The following is a 20,572-nucleotide window of genomic DNA, read 5'->3' on the forward strand; positions in this document are numbered from 1 at the left end:
GCTGCCGCTGAAACCGGCTATTTTCACGTCTGTAGCAAGAGGAAGTGCTCGGCGATAACTTGTCTTTACCCACAATCAGTTATCGCCGAGAGACAGGACTAAGGTGCGTTTTGTGGCGCATTCTCGGTAGAGATTTCATCCGAGAAGGTGGGTTTTCCTTGTATCACAGCGATTTCCACACGCCGGTTTGACGCACGGTTTTCCGGAGAATTGTTCGGCGCACGCGGCTTGGTATCCGCTAATCCTTCCACTTTCATTCGTAAATGGTTAAAACCAGGGACTTTTTCCATCTCCTGCGCCACTGACACCGCACGCTGTGCCGAAAGATCCCAGTTCGAACGGTAAAGCTCCGACTCCAAAGGTGTGCTATCGGTATGCCCTGAGACCTTGATTTCCCCCGGCACATCTTTTACCAACTGCGCAATTTGACGCACCATGGGGCGGAACTTGGGTTGAAGAAACGCAGAGTTTTGTGGGAAAGCGCCCTTTTCTCGGATCCTTATCACCAACTGTTGCCCTAAGTTCTCGACTTCGACCGCCCCCTCATCGATTTCGCGTTGCAACGCTTGCATCAACGCCTTTTGCAGCTGCTCAAGTTGCTGCTGCATTCTCTGCTGCTCCAATTGTGACGCCACTTGGGCACTGGTGCCGCCTTCCTTATCTGACGTGTTGCGTTGCGAGCCGCCGGACCGATCATCCTCGCCCTCTTGAAAATCCAAGGTGCGCTGCGTCATATCAATGGTTTGCTGCATGATCACTTCAATCGGCGTCGGCTCAGGACGACCCGGACGAAACTCTTGCGCGATCACACTGGTTCCTTTAGGAATGTCTTTCACCTCGAGCACATTTTGTACCCCAAAAGCGAACTTCATTGACCCTGCAATTTGCTTAAACTTGAGCACGTCCATTTCTGAAAAGGACAACAGAAGGACGAAAAATGCAACAAGCAACGACATTAAATCCGCAAACGTCCCCATCCACGGTGGTAAACCGGGGGGCGGGCATTTACATTCCTCTTCTTCTTGTTGTGCCATCTCGATTCCTTACCGCAGACTATAACAGTGTTGATAATCAATGATTAACTCTCAACATCTACTTCACGTTTTTTCTCATTGAGATAGTTTTTCAAAAAACCATCAATCACTCTTGGATTTTGTCCATCCTGAATTGAGAGTAAGCCGTCCGTTATTAGTCGCCGATTCAGTTTTTCTTGCTCTTTCCGCAACGTCAGCTTATTCGCGATAGGAATGGCAAACACATTCGCTAGTAATGCGCCATACATAGTGGTTAACAACGCCACCGCCATCGCTGGCCCGATCGCTTTCGGGTCATCCATATTCGACAACATGGCCACTAAGCCGATCAAGGTACCGATCATCCCCATAGCAGGGCCGATATCCGCCATCGCTTTGAAAAAGCCAATGCCACTCTCGTGACGCTCGTCAGTGAGCGAAATGTCTTTATTTAGTGCCGTTCGCACCACATCCGCATCATGGCCGTCAACGAGCAAGTCTACGCCTTTTTGCATAAACGAGTTAGTCACTTCCATTTCTTCGAGAGCGAGAAACCCGCCTTTACGCGCCGCATCGGCCATTTCGATAATTTTAGCAATCAAATCTTCCGGATCATCAGCTTTGAACATAAAAGCCTTGCCCGCAATTTTGAATGAGGAGAAGAACTGTCTCATCGGGTATTGCATGAGAACAACGAAAGTACTACCGCCAAATACAATCAATACCGACGGTAGATCAACATACATTCCAAAATTACCGCCCAGTAGCATCGCCATCGCAATGAAGGCTAATGCTCCTATAAGGCCTAGCACCGTCGCTATATCCACGTCAGTCTCCCTTAACTACCATTAAGTCATTGTTGTTCATTTTCAGGGTATTGGTTATATCGGCAACCAATCCTTTAGGTTTAGCGTAAATACGCAGATACCAACAAGGATAACATGCCTTTTACGGTGGTGGCGCCAAGCACACAAAAACACATAGAGTGGTTTGACCGCCTGTGGCCACTGCGTTACCGTCTAGCCTCTCTATTTTAATTTTATGGCATCATGGCTGTGAAGAAACCAGAAAATATGACCTTTGAGGACACGCTCAAAGAGTTAGATACCATTGTCGGCGCGCTCGAATCCGGCGAACTTCCTCTCGACACCGCAATGAAACGTTTTGAGCGCGGCATCGCACTCACTCGTCAAGGGCAGAAAACCCTTGCTGACGCCGAACAACGCGTCGAGATCTTGCTCTCGCAAGAAGATGATGGGCCACTGACTGAGTTTTCTCCTCAAGACGATGATTAACACTGTTGTACACGATGCGCTGCGCGAAACGCAAACCCGAAGCAATCAACAACTCGAAGCGTGGCTCGATACCTTATCCTCCCAAGATCAACCGCTTATTCAGGCAATGCGCCATGGTTTGCTCTTGGGGGGCAAACGCATTCGTCCCTTTCTAACCTATGCCACAGGACAGCTGTTTGGCGTGTCACTTGGGCAAATTGATACACCGGCTGTCGCGGTAGAGTGTATTCATGCCTACTCGTTGATTCACGACGATCTACCCGCCATGGATAACGACAGCTTGCGACGCGGGCAGCCAACCTGTCATGTTGCCTTCGATGAAGCCACCGCGATTTTGGCCGGTGACGCGCTACAAACACTGGCCTTTACCGTGCTGGCTGAAGGCCCACTCAATCCAGCGGCCGAGCCTTACCGTATAGACATGGTGAAAACCTTGGCCGCGGCCAGCGGGGCAGCGGGTATGTGTTTAGGACAATCACTGGATTTGGCTGCAGAGGGACGTGCCGTTGAGCTTGAAGCCCTTAAACGCATTCACCACAATAAAACCGGGGCGCTGATCAAAGGGGCAGTAAAACTCGGCGCCTATGCAGCCGGCGAAGCAGGTGTCGCCCACTTGCATGAGCTTGAGCGTTTTGCTGACGCCATCGGTCTCGCGTTTCAAGTGCAGGACGATATTTTGGACATTACCAGTGACACGCAAACACTCGGGAAACCGCAAGGGTCAGATGTGAACGCGGATAAAAGCACCTACCCAGCACTACTGGGGCTAGCTGGCGCGCAGGAAAAAGCCGAGCAACTTTACCAAGAAGCACTACACGCCTTGGAGGCAATCCCCTACAATACCGAACAACTGGAAGTTTTTGCCCGATATATCATCGAGCGCAACAACTAGCATGATTAATAAAAGCGCCGAACCATTATGACACTGGATATATCAAAATACCCGACTCTCGCTCTTGCTGATACGCCGGAAGAGTTGCGTACCTTACCACGCGATCACCTGCCGCAGCTTTGTGAAGAGTTACGGACCTACTTACTCAACACAGTCAGTCATTCAAGTGGCCATTTCGCGTCTGGACTTGGCACCGTAGAGCTGACGGTGGCGCTGCACTATGTCTATAACACCCCGTTCGATCATTTGGTATGGGATGTGGGCCATCAGGCGTATCCTCACAAGATCCTGACCGGACGACGTGAGCGCATGCAAACGATCCGGAAAAAAGATGGTTTACACCCCTTTCCGTGGCGAGGAGAAAGCCCTTACGATGTGTTATCCGTTGGCCACTCCTCCACATCCATCAGTGCCGCCCTAGGCATGGCCATCAGCGCACAGAAGGAAGGCCATAACCGGCGTGTGGTTAGCGTGATTGGCGATGGGGCGATCACCGCCGGAATGGCGTTTGAAGCCATGAACCATGCCGGCGATGTCAAGCCCGATATGCTGGTGGTACTTAACGACAACGAGATGTCGATTTCTGAAAATGTTGGCGCGATGAATAACCACTTTGCCCAACTCCTCTCTGGCAATGTCTACACCAGTATTCGTGAAGGCGGTAAGAAAGTCTTATCAGGCGCGCCGCCAATCAAAGAGTTGGTGCGTCGCGCGGAAGAACATCTAAAAGGCATGGTTGTCCCAGGCACCATGTTTGAAGAGCTGGGCTTTAACTACATCGGCCCGATTGATGGTCACGACGTCGAAGAGCTGGTCAAAACCCTCAAGAACATGCGCCACTTAAAAGGGCCGCAGTTTCTGCACGTGATGACCAAAAAAGGCAAAGGCTATGAGCCGGCGGAAAAAGATCCGATTGGGTACCATGCCGTGCCTAAGTTTGATCCCAGTGTGCACACACTGCCTAAATCCAAGCCAACTAGCCCAACGTTCTCCAATGTGTTCGGTGACTGGCTATGCGATATGGCGGCGCAAGACGACAAACTTCTCGCCATTACCCCTGCAATGCGCGAAGGCTCCGGGATGGTGCGCTTTTCGAAAGCTCACCCAGACAAGTACTTTGATGTCGCCATCGCCGAGCAGCACTCGGTCACACTGGCCGCTGGCATGGCAATCGGTACTTACCACCCAGTCGTTGCCATTTATTCAACTTTCTTACAACGCGCGTATGACCAAGTCATCCACGACGTGGCAATTATGAACTTACCAGTGCTGTTTGCCATTGATCGTGGCGGAATTGTTGGCGCGGATGGCCAAACTCACCAAGGGGCTTTTGATTTAAGCTATCTACGCTGTGTTCCCAACTTGGTCGTGATGACGCCAAGTGACGAAAACGAGTGCCGTCAAATGCTGTATACCGGCCATATTCATGATGGGCCAGCGGCGGTGCGCTATCCTCGCGGCAGTGGTATCGGGGCAGAGATTGAACAAACGATGCAAGCGATGCCACTTGGCAAAGGCGTGATTAAACGGCAGGGAACGCGGATAGCGATGCTGAACTTTGGCACCTTGTTGCCTCACGCATTAGACGCGGCTGAAGCGCTGGATGCCACCTTGGTTGATATGCGCTTTGCCAAACCACTGGATGAAGCATTGCTGCTTGAAATGGCCAACACGCACGACTACCTCGTGACGGTAGAGGAAAATGCGATCGCCGGCGGGGCGGGCTCTGGCGTGATTGAAGCCATGATGCGCCATGGGGTTATCAAGCCTGTGCTGCAAATCGGTCTCCCCGATCGCTTTATCTCCCAAGGCACCCAACAAGAAATGCACGCCGAGCTTGAGCTTGATGGTCCTGGCATTAAGGCGCAAATCCAGCGCTATCTGGCTAAATTAGCTGAGTAGAAGCGCCGCTTTAAACCGCTAGCCAAGCGCTATCGACTGATATAAAGAAACCCGCCTATATAAGCGGGTTTTTTCATGCTTTATCGCACGGTTGAAATAATCATCAGCGCCATAGCGATAACTTTACTTGGTCCCAAAAATCTTATCGCCCGCATCACCCAGTCCAGGCACGATATAGCCTTTGTCATCCAGTTTTTCATCGATAGCCGCGGTATAAAGCTCAATATCAGGATGCGCTTTTTTCAATGCCTCAATCCCTTCCGGGGCAGAGACCAATACCAAGACCTTGATCTGCTGACAGCCCTGCTCTTTAAGCAAGTCGATGGTCGCAATCATCGAGCCACCGGTCGCCAACATCGGGTCCACAACCAAGGCCATGCGCTCATCGATATTACTCGCCAACTTATGAAAATACGGCACAGGCTCGAGCGTTTCTTCATCGCGATATACGCCGACGACACTGATGCGAGCCCCTGGGACGTGTTCAAGCACCCCATCCATCATGCCCAACCCTGCGCGCAAAATGGGCACCACGGTGACTTTTTTGCCTTTGATTTGATCGACATTAACCGGGCCGTCCCAGCCATCAATCGTCACTATTTCTGTATCGAAGTCAGAGGTGGCTTCATAAGTCAGCAGACTGCCCACTTCGGTGGCAAGCTCGCGAAACCGTTTGGTGCTAATATCTCGCTCGCGCATCAAACCGATTTTATGTTTGACTAACGGGTGCCTTACTTCCACGACCTTCATCTTAGACTCCTTACAAAAAACAAATTATCGGTAGTATACATGAAAGGTTTTTGCTAGCGTAGCCTTAGGGCTTGACATATCGCCCAGATTCTCACCAAACCGCTTACGCAAACGTTTTCCTTTCTCTGAATGCACTGATAGAATAGCGCCGACTTTTGACTTCCAACTCCGGCGAGGAATTGCAGTGAGCGGTAAACAATCATCTCTTAGCTATAAGGACGCTGGCGTCGATATTGACGCGGGTAACGCACTAGTCGACCGCATTAAAGGGGTAGTAAAACAAACGCACCGTCCCGAAGTCATGGGAGGTTTAGGTGGCTTTGGCGCGCTTTGTTCATTGCCAACCAAATACAAAGAGCCCGTACTGGTCTCTGGTACAGATGGCGTGGGTACCAAACTACGTTTGGCGCTGGATGCCAATAAGCACGATACGATCGGCATCGATCTGGTTGCGATGTGCGTAAACGATCTGATCGTGCAAGGTGCTGAGCCTCTGTTTTTCCTCGACTACTACGCCACGGGCAAGTTAGATGTTGACGTCGCCGCCGACGTGGTGACCGGCATCGCCCAAGGCTGCCAGCAAGCAGGTTGTGCCCTTATCGGTGGCGAGACGGCAGAAATGCCGGGGATGTACAGCGGCGATGATTACGATGTGGCTGGTTTTTGTGTCGGTGTTGCCGAAAAATCGGCCATCATAGATGGGAGCCAAGTCAGCGATGGCGATGCCTTGATTGGCCTTGCGTCGAGTGGCCCACATTCAAACGGCTACTCACTGATCCGCAAGATCCTCGACGTCAGTCAAGCAAACCTGAGTGAAGACCTAGAAGGCCTACCACTCATCGATCACTTGCTCGCCCCGACCCGCATTTACGTTAAATCCGTATTAGCCCTGCTTGAGCAAACCCCCGTTCACGCGATTTCTCATATCACAGGTGGCGGCTTTTGGGAGAACATCCCCCGCGTATTGCCCGTTGGAACCAAGGCGGTGATCGACAATACCAGTTGGCAATGGCCGGCTGTGTTTAACTGGTTGCAAGAAAAAGGCAACGTCAGTGACTACGAAATGCTGCGCACCTTTAACTGTGGAGTGGGACTTGTGATTGCATTGCCTCAGGCAGACGCCGACAAAGCGATCGCCCTGTTAAATAAAGCCGGCGAAACCGCCTGGCAGTTGGGCCATATTGCTCACGCGACGGGCGACGACGCACAGGTGGAGCTGAAAGCATGAAGCGCATTGTCGTATTAATTTCCGGCAGCGGCTCCAATTTGCAAGCATTGATTGATAGCATCCACCAGCAACACGCACAGATTGCCGCGGTAGTCGCTAACAAAGCGAATGCGTATGGTCTGACGCGTGCCGAGCACGCGGGCATACCGGCTCAAGTGGTTGCCAACACCGATTATGCTAGCCGGGAAGAGTATGATGCGGCGCTTATTCGAGCGTTAGATGCCTATCAGCCCGATCTCGTCGTACTGGCCGGCTTTATGCGTATTTTAACCCCAGGTTTCGTTGCCCACTATGCGGGGCGAATGCTCAACATTCACCCCTCACTGCTTCCCAAGTACACCGGACTGCACACTCACCAGCGTGCGATTGATGCTGGCGATACCGAGCATGGTACATCGGTGCATTTTGTCACTGAAGAGCTTGACGGTGGGCCAGTGGTACTCCAAGCTCGCGTGCCTATTTTTGAGGACGACGACGCTGAGTCTGTCGCCGCGCGCGTCCAACAACAAGAGCACAGGATCTACCCACTGGTGGTCAAATGGTTTGTCGATGGCCGACTGAAGATGGCAGAGGACAGTGCCTGGCTTGATGGCCAAACGCTTGGACCAGCAGGTTACGCCGCAGAGGCCTAGCCTGTACAGACACTGACAACATAAACTAAGGCGCCTTCGCGCCTTATTTTATGTCCGCTAAGAAACCGATGTGTGATTGTGGCAATACACCTCGCCAAAGTGAAACACACAATATTCCCCTTCAGCCATCTTATGCCAGCACTCGTTGTTGGTAAGGGGCTGCGTGGCAATCACGGTCACCACATCGTTAGGCGTGGTTTGCTCGTGAAAATCGACCGTCATTTCTTGGTCGATCAGGCTGGCCTTGCCAAACGGGGCACGGCGCGTGATCCAGTGGAGGTTATTGGTGCAATAAGCCATAACATAGTCGCCATCGCTAAACAGCATGTTGTAGACACCCAGCGCGCGCAAACGATCACAGCGTGACGCGATAAAGTCAAACACCTCACACATATTGTCTGGCTGTTGCGGGTAGTGCTTGAACAACTCATTCAATAACCAACAAAAGGCTTTTTCACTGTCCGTCTCCCCGACAGGTTTAAAGTGCCCAGTATCCAGGCTCTCAAACCCAGATAACTGCCCATTGTGAGCAAAGGTCCAATAGCGTCCCCAGATCTCACGAGTGAAAGGATGTGTATTTTCTAGGCTTATCCCACCTCGGTTTGCTTGGCGAATATGGCTAACTACCGCACAGCTTTTTATCGGATAACTGGTGACCAGCTCTGCGATCTTGGATTGGCTACTGGGTGCCGGATCTTTAAACGTGCGAAATCCTTTCCCTTCATAAAAGGTGATCCCCCAGCCATCGCGATGCGGACCCGTTTTACCGCCGCGCTGAATCAAGCCAGTAAAGCTAAAACAAATATCGGTTGGGACGTTGGCACTCATGCCAAGCAGCTCGCACATTCTTTCATCTGCCTCCGCGGAGTTACGCTGCCATTTCCTTTTCCACTAGCTGGATAAGAATATGGATAATTTTGATATGGACTTCCTGAATACGATCCGCATAACCAAAGTGAGGCACACGGATTTCGATATCAGCGAGACCTGCCATTTTGCCGCCGTCTTTTCCCGTGAGCATAATGGTCTTGATGCCTTTTTGTTTGGCAACATCAATAGCATTGAGGATATTCCCCGAATTACCCGATGTGGAGAGCCCAAACAATACGTCGCCTTTCATGCCCACCGCTTCAAGGTAACGCGAGAAAACATACTCGTAGCCAAAGTCATTCGATACGCAAGAAATATGACTTGGATCTGAAATGGCAATCGCTGGATAACCAGGACGATTTTCTCGGTAGCGCCCGGTCAATTCTTCGGCAAAATGCATGGCATCACAATGCGAGCCACCATTGCCGCAAGAGAGTACCTTGCCACTGGCCTTAAAGCTATCGGCCAGCAGTTTCGCGGCTTTCTCGATTTGCTGAATATTATTGTCATCACTTAAAAACGCTGTTAACACATCGGCAGCTTCTGTTAGCTCACCGCGAATAATATCTTGGTACATGGCACCTTCCCATTGTTAACAAATATCTGACGGTGTCGCCTGACAGGCATGACGTCACATAACTGCCAGTGTACCCGCATCGTTTTACGGCTGTCGACTGCCGCGCCCTCCCGACAAGCGAGCTAGGTCACGTTTGCTTGAATGGCAACCTATCTTGCCAGTTGTCCCCGTCCCCTGGTGGTGATTTTCTCACCTTGCAAGCTAGGTCACACCGTATCATTTTACAATTCGTTAATTATTTGCTTACATTGAGTGGTACGACCTCTTACCACAATAGTAAGAGCTAACCCAAACCTAAGGAGATGACGTGATGGCAACAGGGTTATATATCGCCGCCATGCTAATACTGGCCGGTGTACTCGCATACCATCGTGCCAAGCTGCTGGTATCGACTGCAGTGCTTGCAGCCGGGCTAGTTGTAGGGACAATCATGGGCAGCGTCGGCGAGATCACTTGGTTGATCTTTGCCGTGATCGCGTTGCCGCTTAATATTGTGACGTTTCGTCGCAACTGGCTCAGTAAGCCAGCGTTCAAAGCATTTAAATCCGTGATGCCGGAAATGTCAGCGACGGAAAAAGAAGCGATTGATGCGGGGACAGTCTGGTGGGAAGCGGATCTATTCCGTGGCGCGCCGGATTGGAACAAACTGCATGACATTCCTGCGCCCACGCTGAGTGCGGAAGAGCAGGCATTTTTAGATGGGCCAGTCAACGAAGTCTGCCGCATGGTGGATGACTATCAAGTCACCCATGAACTGGCCGATTTGCCTGAAGATGTTTGGCAATACCTGAAGGACAATAAGTTCTTCGCCATGATCATCAAAAAGCAATATGGTGGCCTAGAATTCTCTGCCTACGCGCAATCCTTGGTGCTGCAAAAACTGTCAGGCGTGTCTGGTGTGCTGTCATCCACCGTGGGTGTGCCGAACTCTTTAGGCCCAGGTGAATTGCTCCAGCATTACGGCACTACCGAGCAGAAAGACCATTACCTTCCTCGTTTGGCGCAAGGTAAAGAGCTCCCTTGCTTTGCATTGACCAGCCCAGAGGCGGGCTCTGATGCAGGCTCGATTCCTGATTATGGTGTGGTCACCAAAGGCATGTGGCAAGGTGAAGAAGTACTGGGGATGAAAATCACCTGGAACAAACGCTATATCACCCTCGCCCCGGTTGCCACTGTGTTGGGTCTAGCGTTTAAACTGCGCGACCCTGAGCACCTGTTAGGCGACCAAGATGAACTTGGTATTACCTGTGCCTTGATTCCAACTGATTTGGACGGGGTTGAAATTGGTCGTCGTCATTTCCCGCTTAACGTGCCTTTCCAAAACGGTCCAACGCAAGGCAACGACGTCTTCGTACCGATGGACTTTATTATTGGTGGCCAGAAAATGGCAGGCCAAGGCTGGCGGATGCTGATGGAGTGCTTGTCAATTGGTCGCGGTATTACCCTGCCATCTAACACCACGGGTGGGCTAAAATCCGCGGCGCTGGCTACCGGAGCCTACGCACGCATCCGTCGCCAGTTCAAGTTGCCCATTGGTAAAATGGAAGGGATTGAAGAGCCTCTCGCGCGCATTGCAGGCAACGCCTACGTCATGGATGCTGCCAGCGCGCTGACAGTGACGGGTATCGATATCGGCGAGAAGCCATCGGTGATTTCTGCCATCGTTAAGTATCACTGTACCCACCGCAGTCAACAGGGCGTGATTGATGCGATGGACGTTGTCGGCGGTAAAGGCATTTGTCTAGGGCCCAAAAACTTCCTAGGGCGCAACTATCAAGGATCGCCGATTGCCATCACGGTAGAAGGCGCCAACATCCTGACGCGCTCGATGATCATCTTTGGCCAAGGTGCCATTCGTTGCCATCCCTTCGTGTTGGATGAAATTCGTGCCAGCGAGAATAGCGATCAGCAAGCGGCCCTTGCCGCATTTGATAAGGCCTTGTTTGGCCACGTTGGCTTCGTGTTTAGCAATGTTGCACGTACTTTCTGGCTGGGCCTCACTGATGGTCGTTTGTCAAAAGCGCCACGCAAGGACGCAACACGCCGCTATTACCAGCAGATGAACCGCTACAGTGCCGCGCTCGCGCTGCTTGCCGATGTCTCTATGGCAGTATTGGGCGGCAACCTCAAGCGTAAAGAGCGCCTGTCTGCGCGCCTTGGCGATGTGCTGAGCCAGCTTTACCTAGCGTCGGCCACCATGAAACGCTATGCCGATGAAGGCTACCAAAAAGAGGATCTGCCTTTGGTTCATTGGGGCATGCAAGACGCCATGTACCAAGCTGAGCAAGCACTGGATGGCTTTATCGCTAACTTCCCCAACAAGGCGATTGCCGGCTTAGTCCGCGCACTAGTATTCCCTCTGGGTAAAGGACGCCGTCAACCTGGCGATCGTCTCGATGGCAAACTGGCCGTCATTTTACAATCACCCAGTGCGACACGTGACCGCCTCGGTCGTGGTCAGTACTTCGAGCCTGGTAATGCGATTGGTAACATCGAAAAAGCGCTGCACGATATTTTGAACGCTGAACCTATTCACAAGAAAGTGTGCGAGGGGATCGGTGAAAAGCTGCCGTTTATGTTCCTTGACCAAGTCGCGGATAAAGGCTTAAGCGCCGGTGTGATCACCGAGCAAGAAGCCGAACTATTGCGAGAAGCCGAGCAAGGCCGACTTGAAACGATCAATGTGGATGACTTTGACCCGTCAGAGCTACCTGCAGCGTCAATCAAGGAGAGCAAGATGCATAACGCGGCTTAACCGTGTTTTCCGCATCGATAGCTTGACGTCAAAAAGAGAGGGCTTCCCTCTCTTTTTTATTTCCCCGAATAGATGAGCTTACTCGCACCACAGTGCTAGTCGTTCTTATCCGGTTTATCCATATCAAGCTCACTTCCTTGATCGTCTCCGTCGCTGTCCAGCGGGGGCGCTTCCAGCTCTTGCGCCGCTTCAGCCAATTTACGCGCCTTGCGTTTTCGCAAGACAAACCAGGTTGCAGCCCCCATCAACATCACCAATAAGTTACCTAAGCCAATGATCAACAGGGAGGTGGTTCGTGCCTCCTCGCGAGCCCGCTGTTGGCGGCGCGCCTCTGCCGCTTCCATCATCGCTTTTTCACGTGCTTCGCGCTCTGCTTCGGCTTGTTCCAGCGCTGCGTAATCGGTGACCGCAAAGGTTTGTTCAGGAAGCGGGAAAACTAAGGGACGTCCCGACAACTGATCCGTCGCATACAAGGTTGTTCGCCACTTATATTGTCCAGGTGTACTGGCATAAGGGATATCGAGCGTAATCGTCTCCTGCTCTTCCTCAGCGGTGGTTTGGTAGACCGTGGTTTTTCCTTCCGTATCGGTGAATTTGGCGTGAACAGATACGCTGCCAGGCTCAATACTGGCCTGCTCGGACTGAACAACCAATTGATGCGGTTCGCCCTCTGCTTGGCTTTGTTTAAACGTGGCCATTAACGGTGTCGGGTAGACTAAGACTTGTTGCTCTAGCGTGCGGAAAAAAATGCCATTGCCCGAGGTCACGCGTGCGCGGTATTTCCCCGGCATCACATTAATCGGCAAAGAAACGGTAAACACACCGTCATTCGGCGTCTCATCAAGCCCAGTACCATCGTCACTAAATTGTCCCAAGGATTTGGGTTGAGGGCGTTGGTCTGGGTTAAGTGATTCAGGATTTTCGATAAATTCGGTAAAATTAACCGTTAAATCGACACGCTCAATAAAATCACGCAAGTTAAGTGGCTTGTCCCCCAACATGAGCTGTGCAGTAAACTTGACCGCCTCGCCTTGATAAAGACGGCTGGGTAAGTCTTCAACCTGCATACGCAAATCGCTTAAAACACGGACTTTGTTGTCAGGACTCACCCGGCCAATCGCTTGCCATGGCCCTGGCATGGGGTCGGTCACCGACACAATGTCCATATCTGCTTCTTGATGCCAGGATACTTTGTCTGGGTGACGCCATGCATAATATTTGGTGCCGTCCGGACGTACCAACACCACCGGCATGCTTGGCTTTTCTCGATAAATCACGAAGGCCGCACGCTCAATGGTTGGATCAACACGGAAACGATTTTCCAGCAGACGAATTTCTTGCTCGTTAGCGTGTGCTAACAAGGGAAAACAAACACACACCGCCCACCATCGCTTCTTCATGCCTTCTCCTACTGTCGCCAAAGACAGCTTCCGTTTTGCTCAATAAAGTCTAAACGCGCTTCATGCGCACTCATTTCATCGGCCGATGCAGGAATAACCTTTAGCGATTTCTGGCGCTTAACGGTTCTTGGAGCCATTGGGCTCGCATTATCCGTCTCCGTTCCCGCATTAAATGACAGGTTGGTTTGTCCCCCCGTCATTAATAGATAAACGTCAGCGAGGATCTCCGCATCCAACAACGCGCCGTGAAGCGTTCGCCGAGAGTTATCAATACCGTAGCGATCGCACAACACATCCAGGTTGTTACGCTTTCCAGGGAAGATTTTCTTCGCCATCGCTAAGGTGTCTGTGATGGTGCAAAGCTCAGTGGTTTGCAGCGAGACACCTAGGTTTTTGAACTCATGATCCATAAACCCCACATCAAAGGGCGCGTTGTGAGCGATCAGCTCCGCCCCTTGGATAAAATCAACAAAGGCTTGATGGATTTGCGCGTATTGCGGCTTGTCGGCCAAAAAGGCATCGGTGATACCGTGTACCGAAATCGCCTCAGGGTCGATAGCACGAGTGGGCTTGATATAGGCATGAAAGTGCCGCCCCGTGAGCTTACGGTTGATGATCTCTACCGCGCCGATTTCAATAATATTGTGGCCTTGGTAATGCGGCCCCCCTTCGCGGTTCATACCGGTGGTTTCGGTATCAAGCACAACGAGGCGATCGTAATTCGCTTTCATGGCAATAACTGTGTCAAACTTGGCTCAGATGAATAGCCAATAGTATCAAAGATGACCAAGCAGGTAGAAATTTTCACAGACGGTTCTTGTCTCGGCAATCCGGGACCGGGCGGCTATGGCGTGGTGATGCGCTACAAACAACATGAAAAAACCTTGAGTGCCGGTTTCACCCTCACCACCAATAATCGCATGGAGCTGATGGCGGCCATTGTCGGCTTAAATGCGCTTAACACGAGCTGTAACGTGACTCTCACCACTGACAGCCAGTACGTTCGACAAGGGATCACCCAATGGATCCATAATTGGAAAAAACGCCAATGGAAGACGGCGGATAAGAAACCGGTGAAAAATGCCGATTTATGGCAACAGCTTGATCAAGCGGCATCTAAGCATCAGATCACGTGGAACTGGGTGAAAGGCCACGCTGGACACCCAGAAAATGAGCGTTGTGACGAACTCGCGCGCGACGCTGCCAACCACCCGACAGAGATCGATGAAGGTTATCAGCCTGCAGACTAAACCTATTTCTAGCCGCCGTTGGGAACAACCCCGCCCAGCGGTGAGACCGCTTGCTTGAGTTTCCAACGAGGCTTAATCGGTTTTAATGGGTAGCTACGCTTACGGGCAATAATCAAATAAATGGACCCAAGCGCAGGTGTCACCATACTGGCGCTACTCTCTACCCAAGCGTGCCGAGCGCTGGGTCGCTGCGTCGGCCACAGTCCCATCTGGTGCGCCTCAACCACCTCATAATTCATCACACTCAACCAATCTTTAACGCGAAGAGGTGAAAACATACGTCCAGCCCAAGGGAGCCTTTGATGCTTGCCACGTAGCAGTTTTTTTACGCCCAAAAAGCTTATGGGGTTAACACCCGAGATGATCAAGCAAGCGTCATCAATCATCACACGATCAACCTCCCGCAATAAACGGTGCGGATCATCGCTATAATCAAGTTGGTGCGCTAATACACAGGCATCAAAAGATTTCTCGATAAATGGCAAGGCATAGTGTGTCGCGGTCACATTGCGCATTGGGTTATGTTGGTCGACACACACTTGGTGTTGAATGTTACACTGTTCACTGACTAGCTCGCAGCTTAAGCCGCCCAGTTTCAGCAAGTGGTAGCCAAATAAGGTCGGTAGCCATTCATCCAACCGAGTTTGCAATTGGGTGCGCGCCCAATCACCGTAAGCAACTTGGTCCCACGTATAGGGATAGTCAAACTGATGTTCTATGCGCGCTGGTTTCATTGATTAAGGCTCATTCTATCGCTGGAGAACCCAATGCTTCATGTAAAAAGCATACCTGCATTTAACGATAATTACATATGGCTCATTATTAGTGAAGATAATCGCTGCGCCGTGGTCGATCCGGGTGAAGCAAGTCAGGTTATTGACTACCTTAAAGCGAATTCATTGACTTTATCGTGCATTCTTATCACGCACCACCATTGGGATCACACCAATGGCATTGACGATCTTGTACGTTATGCGCCAAACGCGAAAGTGATCGGCCCGGATGTTCATCCAATACCTCAACGTTCAATGGCGGTCGGTGACGGTGACCAAATTGATGTCTTTGACCATCGCTTTTTGGTCGTCGGTGTCGAGGGCCACACCGACGATCACATTGCGTTTGTCGGCGATGGTAAGCTGTTCTGTGGCGATGCCTTGTTTTCAGCCGGTTGTGGCCGCTTACTCGGTGGCACTGCGGAGCAATCACTTAACTCATTGAAAAAGCTAGCATCGCTACCCATCGAGACCCAAGTGTATTGCGCCCATGAGTATACCGCCGCCAATGTCGCGTTTGCGCTGACTGTAGAGCCTGAAAACGACGCATTACACTTGTACCGAGAAGAAGTGAACCGCTTACGCGCCCAAGGTAAGCAAACGCTCCCCAGTACCATTGAGCGAGAAAAGCGTATTAACCCGTTTTTGCGTACCCAAGAGCCGACGGTCATTCAAGCGGTTGCAGGTCGCACTGCAGCCGACGATGAGCTTGCCGTTTTCCGAGCGCTGCGGCAGTGGAAGGACGAATTTTGAGCTGAGTCTCTTGTCATCAATGAGGCCAGCCCCTATCATCATCGGCTATTTTGGACGAAGGTTTTATGCAATGAAGTACCGTTTTGTTATATTGAGCACGCTGTTGCTGAGCGGCTGTCAGTCTATCGGCGACGCTCAAAATGCGGATATCGCCTCCGAGGCACCGCCCGTTGTCGCAAAAGAAACAACGCGCTCGCCTGATAAAGCCTCAGAGACGCCCAAGAAAACCACACCCGCGACGCCTACGGTACTTTCCCCGCAAAAACAGAATGATGTGTGGCAGCGCATCAGTATGCAGCTTTCGCTTCCCGTGCCTGATAATGCCTCGGTACGCCGTTATCGTAATTGGTACTTAAAGTATCCTAATCACCTTGCCACGGTCGCTGAGCGCGCCACGCCGTTTTTACACCTGATCGTAGAAAAGGTCGAAGCGCGCAACATGCCCTTAGAGTTGGCGTTGCTTCCAGTCGTAGAAAGCTCGTTTGATCAATTTGCTTACTCGCATGGCCGGGCGGCTGGCCTTTGGCAATTTGTCCCAGCAACAGGCCGCCGTTTTGGCCTGGAACAAAATTGGTGGTACGACGGCCGACGTGATGTGGTGCAATCAACCGATGCGGCACTCGATTACCTCGAGTACTTGCATGGCATGTTTGATGGCAACTGGTTACACGCTATCGCTGCATATAACTCCGGCGAAGGACGTGTGGCTCGTGCTATTCGTCGCAACGAGCAACGCGGAAAGCCTACCGACTTTTGGCATTTAGACCTCCCCAAAGAAACCAGCAGCTATGTGCCTAAGCTAATCGCCCTTGGCGATGTACTGCGCCACCAAGAGCAGTATGGACTCGACGTGCCAGAAATCCCCAATCAGCCAGCACTGACCTTGGTCGATCCTAAGATGCAGATGGATCTGGCGCTCGCGGCTAACTATGCCGGTTTAAGTGTTTCTGAGCTCCAAAGCCTTAACCCTGCGTATAACCATTGGGCAACCTCACCATCAGGCCCCACCCACTTATTGTTGCCCAACGACAATGTGGAACGCTTTAATACTGAATTGGCTAAAAATGACAACCAAGGGCTTCGTGTGGAACGTTATGCGGTGAAGTCAGGTGACAGCCTGAGTGAAATCGCGGCTGAGTACAACACCACCGTCAAGGTATTAAAACGAGCTAACCAACTCCGCTCCTCACGTATTCGCGTGGGTCAGCGCCTGATGATCCCTGTTTCGCTGAAAGATGAATCACAATACACGCTAAGCGCACCACAGCGCCTCGCGGCATTGCAAGCGGCGGAGCGAGATGGCCACAAGCGCACCCACACCGTGCGCCAAGGCGACAGTTTTTGGACAATCGCCCGCCGTTATGACGTTGATTATCGTCAGCTCGCTAAGTGGAACGGCATGAGTCCTCGCGACACCCTCAGCATTGGCCAGACGTTGGTCGTTTGGGATAAAGAGGGAGATGCACGTCGCATCCGCACGATTACCTACCGAATTCGACAAGGTGATTCCTTGAGCAGTATTGCACAACGCTACAATGTATCAGTCGCCGAGCTGGTTAAATGGAACCAGTTACGACAAAGCGCATATATCCAACCCGGTCAAAAGCTAACACTGCATATCGACATTTCTCGGAGTAGCGGCTCATGATGCAAGCGTCAGCCAATCCACTGTTCGCCTTAAGAGACATCGTTCTTCGTCCCAGTGCATGCTTTGCTGCATTAAGCCAGCGCCCGGTATGGGGCTGGTTGGCTTATTTGCTTATGTGCCTAAGCGCTATTGCATTTTGGAGTGCTTATTTTGATCACACCAACCTTGCCGCGCTTCAGCAAGCACTCGCGCAACAATTATCGATGCCACCTGCAGACGCTGAAAAGTGGTTACAACGTGAAACACTGCTTGCCTCTGAAGTGCTCGGAGATTGGTTTGGCCGAGCGGCGGTCATTTTTTCCTTGGCACTGTGGTTTCGGTTAGCCACCAAACAAGAAGCCCCTAACTTTGGCTATCGTCATTGGCTCGCGGCCTCTTGCTTTATCTTTTTACCCGCGGTCGTGGGCGATTTGGCAAGCTATACCAATATGACCTTATCATCCGGTTTTATTTTGCCGGCTCATGCGGATTTAAATAGCCTTAATGGCTTACTTAAATTACCACTCGCCTCGCCATGGAGTGCATGGGCAGCAAGCTTGCCATTGCTACTCCCGTGGTACTGGGTATTAAGCATTACGGTTATCGGTACTTGGACACCACTCAATCATGGCAAAGCGATCGTCGTTGCTACCCTGCCTTGGGTTGCCGTTTTTGCCAGTTGGGCCATCGTCATAGCATTAAGCTAGGAAAATTCAGCGAGGGAAATCCCCTCGCTGCCTCTATCCTGTCACTTTCAGTTGTGCCTCTATCGCTGCGTGATCAGAGGCACCATTATCAATTGCGCTCGCCTTTTCTACCGATAAGCCACGGTAGAAAACATGATCCAACGGCAACCCAAATTTAGTCATTCGCTCATCGGGATGATAACGCATTTCTTGCAATGACAAACGCGTGACCATCGCTCTTACCGCGTCTAACCGCCGCTGAGACCAAGTATTAAAGTCACCAGCTAAAATAATCGGCCCATCGACACGCGCCAAAGCTTGCTCCAAAGCGGCCAATTGTTTCTTATAAGCGGCCATTGCATAAGTAAAGTTAATGCTATGAATATTCACCACCGCAAGGCGCTCTCCATTGGAGAGCTTATACTCACTATATAGAGCACTTTTAGGAAGGCGCAGATAAGGCTCGACCGCAGTATACGCACAACTGTGCAAAGGGTTCACTTTGGAAAGGTTCATCACCCCTGCAACAGCATCTTGCATCGCAAACGCATAAGCTTGGTCATAGTGCAATGACGCCTGCGTGATCCAACGTGCTAATTGTGGACCAAAGCTTGCCTCTTGCAACAACATCAAGCGGTGAGGTTGGTGATACTGACTTAACGCAGTGTCCCACTGAGGACGCTGTTGTTTATAAATATTCCATACCAATAATGAAAAACGGCCTTGTTCGTCAAGCGGTAAAGAATGTGTGTAATCAACGCACTGGCGATGTATACCAGACACCGTATGGAGTTGGGTGCTGTCAGGCACGGTGAAGTAGCCATTGACACCAATCACCGCAGCAGGGACGAAAATAGCACTCCCCCATGCCACTACCTTGCCAATACGTCTTTTCATTGCTTAGTCACCACCATAGCACTTGCCAGTGTGAGTATAGGTTGTTATTAGAATGGCCGCTGATTTTGCGATCATGAAGGCTGAAATACAAGTGGTTGCTCTCAGTTATTACTTGCTGCTTACTTCAACTCAGAGATAGGATAGAAGAGAAATAATAACAAGGTGCATTCATGGAGCGACGCCTATGCTTAACAACCTCTTCGTATACGGAACCCTGTGTCCAGAAGGCACAAATCACCACGTGCTTGCGGATGTCCATGGGCAATGGTTTCCCGCGAGTATACAAGCAATGCGCACAGACCGTGGTTGGGGATCGGCCTCGGGTTGTCCGGGTATAGAGCTCAGTGATAATCCAAATAATCGGGTAGAGGGCTGGCTTTTGAAAGCAGACGATTTATCTCACTTTCTCCCTCACATTGATGCATTCGAAGGCGCTGGCTACCAACGGGTGATTGTTGAGGTAGAGTACAAAAGCAAAAGCAGTCAACACGCCCAGCATACAACAGCATTCACCTATGAACTTTGTTTTAATCACCAGCCTGATGCGACTGGGCCAAGCCAATTTGTCGCCAAAAACTATTAGAAGAGTCGTTGAATAGATATAAAAAAAGCACTGACGGATGTCAGTGCTTTTCAAGTGGCAGGGGTAGAGGGATTCGAACCCCCAACACGCGGATTTGGAATCCGCTGCTCTGCCAATTGGAGCTATACCCCTATAAATAGTGGCGGAGTGGACGGGACTCGAACCCGCGACCCCCGGCGTGACAGGCCGGTATTCTAACCAACTGAACTACCACTCCGCACCAATTCTGTCTCATCAAAGTCTTACGCATATCTGCTTTGATGCTTAAATTTTTGCTAACTAAAGCCTAACAGTAAGCTCTAATTAGGTTATCTTGTTTGATGCGATGAGGATGTTGAATCGAGACGCGCAGTGTATGCCAATACATGAGCATCATCGTTATCAAAAGCATCGAGCAATCAGCAAGATAAGCGTTTTTGCCTTCAGATTTTTCCAAAAATCTGAAAACAAGAAAGCAAGCCTGGCGATGTCCTACTCTCACATGGGGAGACCCCACACTACCATCGGCGCTGCTTCGTTTCACTACTGAGTTCGGCATGGAGTCAGGTGGGTCCAAAGCGCTATGGTCGCCAAGCAAATTCGGTAATCTAGAAAGCTGTTCGTTCTCGCCACAATCAACTGGCTTTATTTTAAGTCCAACCCAAAACCGCTTGGGTGTTGTATGGTTAAGCCTCACGGGCCATTAGTAC

The 20,572-nt window shown here is 51.1% G+C and carries 20 protein-coding genes, 2 tRNA genes and 1 rRNA gene; 11 read left to right on the forward strand and 12 right to left on the reverse strand.

All coding sequences use genetic code 11. From position 1 onward, the window contains the following. Positions 1-98: 98 nt before the first annotated feature. Positions 99-1,034: a flagellar motor protein MotB gene (locus tag BGL48_RS02405; RefSeq protein WP_069361154.1), complete on the reverse strand. Its 936-nt coding sequence runs from the start codon at positions 1,032-1,034 to the stop codon at positions 99-101. A 44-nt stretch (positions 1,035-1,078) separates the two neighbouring features. Further along, positions 1,079-1,840 (reverse strand): flagellar motor protein PomA, encoded by a 762-nt coding sequence (pomA, locus tag BGL48_RS02410; RefSeq protein ID WP_069361155.1) that lies wholly within the window; start codon positions 1,838-1,840, stop codon positions 1,079-1,081. Between the two features lie 222 nt (positions 1,841-2,062). Here pomA and xseB point away from each other — a divergent pair, with 222 nt between their 5' ends. From xseB to dxs, 3 genes are read left to right on the forward strand one after another with little or no spacing between them, the layout of a single operon-like run. After that, positions 2,063-2,308, forward strand: a complete 246-nt coding sequence (gene xseB, locus BGL48_RS02415) for an exodeoxyribonuclease VII small subunit (RefSeq protein ID WP_069361156.1) — start codon at positions 2,063-2,065, stop codon at positions 2,306-2,308. Beyond that, on the forward strand, positions 2,301-3,200 hold the full coding sequence (gene ispA / locus BGL48_RS02420) for a (2E,6E)-farnesyl diphosphate synthase (RefSeq protein WP_069361157.1): 900 nt from the start codon (positions 2,301-2,303) through the stop codon (positions 3,198-3,200). Before xseB ends, ispA begins: the two co-directional genes overlap by 8 nt. Before the next feature lie 27 nt (positions 3,201-3,227). After that, positions 3,228-5,102, forward strand: coding sequence for a 1-deoxy-D-xylulose-5-phosphate synthase (gene dxs, locus BGL48_RS02425; RefSeq protein WP_069361158.1), 1,875 nt, complete (start codon positions 3,228-3,230; stop codon positions 5,100-5,102). A 123-nt stretch (positions 5,103-5,225) separates the two neighbouring features. Here the strand turns inward: dxs and upp are convergent, their stop codons facing one another. Further along, positions 5,226-5,852, reverse strand: a complete 627-nt coding sequence (gene upp, locus BGL48_RS02430; RefSeq protein WP_069361159.1) for a uracil phosphoribosyltransferase — start codon at positions 5,850-5,852, stop codon at positions 5,226-5,228. A 184-nt stretch (positions 5,853-6,036) separates the two neighbouring features. On the opposite strand from upp, the gene purM reads away from it, so the two are divergent. After that, positions 6,037-7,080, forward strand: a complete 1,044-nt coding sequence (gene purM, locus BGL48_RS02435) for a phosphoribosylformylglycinamidine cyclo-ligase (protein ID WP_069361160.1) — start codon at positions 6,037-6,039, stop codon at positions 7,078-7,080. Then, a complete protein-coding gene (purN, locus tag BGL48_RS02440; RefSeq protein ID WP_069361161.1) occupies positions 7,077-7,712 on the forward strand; it encodes a phosphoribosylglycinamide formyltransferase in 636 nt (211 codons plus the stop codon). The genes purM and purN overlap by 4 nt, the downstream gene beginning before the upstream one ends. Before the next feature lie 57 nt (positions 7,713-7,769). Here purN and BGL48_RS02445 read toward each other — a convergent pair whose 3' ends face one another. Continuing rightward, positions 7,770-8,558, reverse strand: coding sequence for a class II glutamine amidotransferase (locus BGL48_RS02445; RefSeq protein ID WP_069361162.1), 789 nt, complete (start codon positions 8,556-8,558; stop codon positions 7,770-7,772). Positions 8,559-8,580: 22 nt separating this feature from the next. After that, positions 8,581-9,159, reverse strand: a complete 579-nt coding sequence (lpcA, locus tag BGL48_RS02450; RefSeq protein ID WP_069361163.1) for a D-sedoheptulose 7-phosphate isomerase — start codon at positions 9,157-9,159, stop codon at positions 8,581-8,583. A gap of 310 nt (positions 9,160-9,469) precedes the next feature. Here lpcA and fadE point away from each other — a divergent pair, with 310 nt between their 5' ends. Beyond that, positions 9,470-11,914: an acyl-CoA dehydrogenase FadE gene (gene fadE / locus BGL48_RS02455; RefSeq protein ID WP_069361164.1), complete on the forward strand. Its 2,445-nt coding sequence runs from the start codon at positions 9,470-9,472 to the stop codon at positions 11,912-11,914. A gap of 95 nt (positions 11,915-12,009) precedes the next feature. Here the strand turns inward: fadE and BGL48_RS02460 are convergent, their stop codons facing one another. Next, a complete protein-coding gene (locus tag BGL48_RS02460) occupies positions 12,010-13,314 on the reverse strand; it encodes a TIGR03503 family protein (protein ID WP_069361165.1) in 1,305 nt (434 codons plus the stop codon). 8 nt (positions 13,315-13,322) lie between these two features. After that, a complete protein-coding gene (gene dnaQ, locus BGL48_RS02465) occupies positions 13,323-14,045 on the reverse strand; it encodes a DNA polymerase III subunit epsilon (RefSeq protein WP_069361166.1) in 723 nt (240 codons plus the stop codon). A gap of 51 nt (positions 14,046-14,096) precedes the next feature. Between dnaQ and rnhA the strand changes: the two genes are divergently transcribed. Next, positions 14,097-14,564 carry a ribonuclease HI gene (rnhA, locus tag BGL48_RS02470; RefSeq protein ID WP_069361167.1) on the forward strand — a complete coding sequence of 156 codons (468 nt, stop codon included), beginning with the start codon at positions 14,097-14,099 and terminating at the stop codon, positions 14,562-14,564. Between the two features lie 8 nt (positions 14,565-14,572). Here the strand turns inward: rnhA and BGL48_RS02475 are convergent, their stop codons facing one another. Then, complete coding sequence (locus BGL48_RS02475; RefSeq protein WP_069361168.1) at positions 14,573-15,298, reverse strand: methyltransferase domain-containing protein; 726 nt, start codon at positions 15,296-15,298, stop codon at positions 14,573-14,575. A gap of 33 nt (positions 15,299-15,331) precedes the next feature. On the opposite strand from BGL48_RS02475, the gene gloB reads away from it, so the two are divergent. The 3 genes from gloB (at position 15,332) to BGL48_RS02490 (ending at position 18,424) form a co-directional block, all read left to right on the forward strand. Beyond that, positions 15,332-16,090, forward strand: a complete 759-nt coding sequence (gene gloB, locus BGL48_RS02480; protein ID WP_069361169.1) for a hydroxyacylglutathione hydrolase — start codon at positions 15,332-15,334, stop codon at positions 16,088-16,090. Positions 16,091-16,160: 70 nt separating this feature from the next. Further along, positions 16,161-17,738, forward strand: coding sequence for a LysM peptidoglycan-binding domain-containing protein (locus BGL48_RS02485; protein WP_069361170.1), 1,578 nt, complete (start codon positions 16,161-16,163; stop codon positions 17,736-17,738). Then, positions 17,735-18,424: a YIP1 family protein gene (locus tag BGL48_RS02490; protein ID WP_327292089.1), complete on the forward strand. Its 690-nt coding sequence runs from the start codon at positions 17,735-17,737 to the stop codon at positions 18,422-18,424. Before BGL48_RS02485 ends, BGL48_RS02490 begins: the two co-directional genes overlap by 4 nt. Before the next feature lie 33 nt (positions 18,425-18,457). Here BGL48_RS02490 and BGL48_RS02495 read toward each other — a convergent pair whose 3' ends face one another. Then, on the reverse strand, positions 18,458-19,300 hold the full coding sequence (locus BGL48_RS02495; RefSeq protein WP_069361171.1) for an endonuclease/exonuclease/phosphatase family protein: 843 nt from the start codon (positions 19,298-19,300) through the stop codon (positions 18,458-18,460). A gap of 184 nt (positions 19,301-19,484) precedes the next feature. Between BGL48_RS02495 and BGL48_RS02500 the strand changes: the two genes are divergently transcribed. Beyond that, positions 19,485-19,883, forward strand: coding sequence for a gamma-glutamylcyclotransferase family protein (locus tag BGL48_RS02500; RefSeq protein WP_069361172.1), 399 nt, complete (start codon positions 19,485-19,487; stop codon positions 19,881-19,883). Between the two features lie 55 nt (positions 19,884-19,938). Here the strand turns inward: BGL48_RS02500 and BGL48_RS02505 are convergent. The 3 genes from BGL48_RS02505 to rrf all read right to left on the reverse strand — a co-directional run bounded on the left by BGL48_RS02505 (position 19,939) and on the right by rrf (position 20,457). Further along, positions 19,939-20,015: transfer RNA gene (locus BGL48_RS02505), tRNA-Trp, on the reverse strand. 8 nt (positions 20,016-20,023) lie between these two features. Next, positions 20,024-20,100 (reverse strand) — tRNA-Asp (locus BGL48_RS02510). Between the two features lie 241 nt (positions 20,101-20,341). Then, positions 20,342-20,457 (reverse strand): 5S ribosomal RNA (rrf, locus tag BGL48_RS02515). Positions 20,458-20,572 lie beyond the last annotated feature (115 nt).

Origin of the sequence: Salinivibrio sp. SS3, assembly GCF_001722105.1 — a bacterium.
Lineage (GTDB): Bacteria > Pseudomonadota > Gammaproteobacteria > Enterobacterales > Vibrionaceae > Salinivibrio > Salinivibrio kushneri.

Bases quoted from the DNA above. Each gene is read 5' to 3' on its own strand.
- BGL48_RS02405 (WP_069361154.1), bottom strand. From the start codon at position 1,034: ATGGCACAACAAGAAGAAGAGGAATGTAAATGCCCGCCCCCCGGTTTA.
- xseB (WP_069361156.1), top strand. From the start codon at position 2,063: ATGGCTGTGAAGAAACCAGAAAATATGACCTTTGAGGACACGCTCAAA.
- ispA (WP_069361157.1), top strand. From the start codon at position 2,301: ATGATTAACACTGTTGTACACGATGCGCTGCGCGAAACGCAAACCCGA.
- dxs (WP_069361158.1), top strand. From the start codon at position 3,228: ATGACACTGGATATATCAAAATACCCGACTCTCGCTCTTGCTGATACG.
- upp (WP_069361159.1), bottom strand. From the start codon at position 5,852: ATGAAGGTCGTGGAAGTAAGGCACCCGTTAGTCAAACATAAAATCGGT.
- purN (WP_069361161.1), top strand. From the start codon at position 7,077: ATGAAGCGCATTGTCGTATTAATTTCCGGCAGCGGCTCCAATTTGCAA.
- BGL48_RS02445 (WP_069361162.1), bottom strand. From the start codon at position 8,558: ATGTGCGAGCTGCTTGGCATGAGTGCCAACGTCCCAACCGATATTTGT.
- lpcA (WP_069361163.1), bottom strand. From the start codon at position 9,159: ATGTACCAAGATATTATTCGCGGTGAGCTAACAGAAGCTGCCGATGTG.
- fadE (WP_069361164.1), top strand. From the start codon at position 9,470: ATGGCAACAGGGTTATATATCGCCGCCATGCTAATACTGGCCGGTGTA.
- BGL48_RS02460 (WP_069361165.1), bottom strand. From the start codon at position 13,314: ATGAAGAAGCGATGGTGGGCGGTGTGTGTTTGTTTTCCCTTGTTAGCA.
- dnaQ (WP_069361166.1), bottom strand. From the start codon at position 14,045: ATGAAAGCGAATTACGATCGCCTCGTTGTGCTTGATACCGAAACCACC.
- rnhA (WP_069361167.1), top strand. From the start codon at position 14,097: ATGACCAAGCAGGTAGAAATTTTCACAGACGGTTCTTGTCTCGGCAAT.
- BGL48_RS02475 (WP_069361168.1), bottom strand. From the start codon at position 15,298: ATGAAACCAGCGCGCATAGAACATCAGTTTGACTATCCCTATACGTGG.
- gloB (WP_069361169.1), top strand. From the start codon at position 15,332: ATGCTTCATGTAAAAAGCATACCTGCATTTAACGATAATTACATATGG.
- BGL48_RS02485 (WP_069361170.1), top strand. From the start codon at position 16,161: ATGAAGTACCGTTTTGTTATATTGAGCACGCTGTTGCTGAGCGGCTGT.
- BGL48_RS02490 (WP_327292089.1), top strand. From the start codon at position 17,735: ATGATGCAAGCGTCAGCCAATCCACTGTTCGCCTTAAGAGACATCGTT.
- BGL48_RS02495 (WP_069361171.1), bottom strand. From the start codon at position 19,300: ATGAAAAGACGTATTGGCAAGGTAGTGGCATGGGGGAGTGCTATTTTC.
- BGL48_RS02500 (WP_069361172.1), top strand. From the start codon at position 19,485: ATGCTTAACAACCTCTTCGTATACGGAACCCTGTGTCCAGAAGGCACA.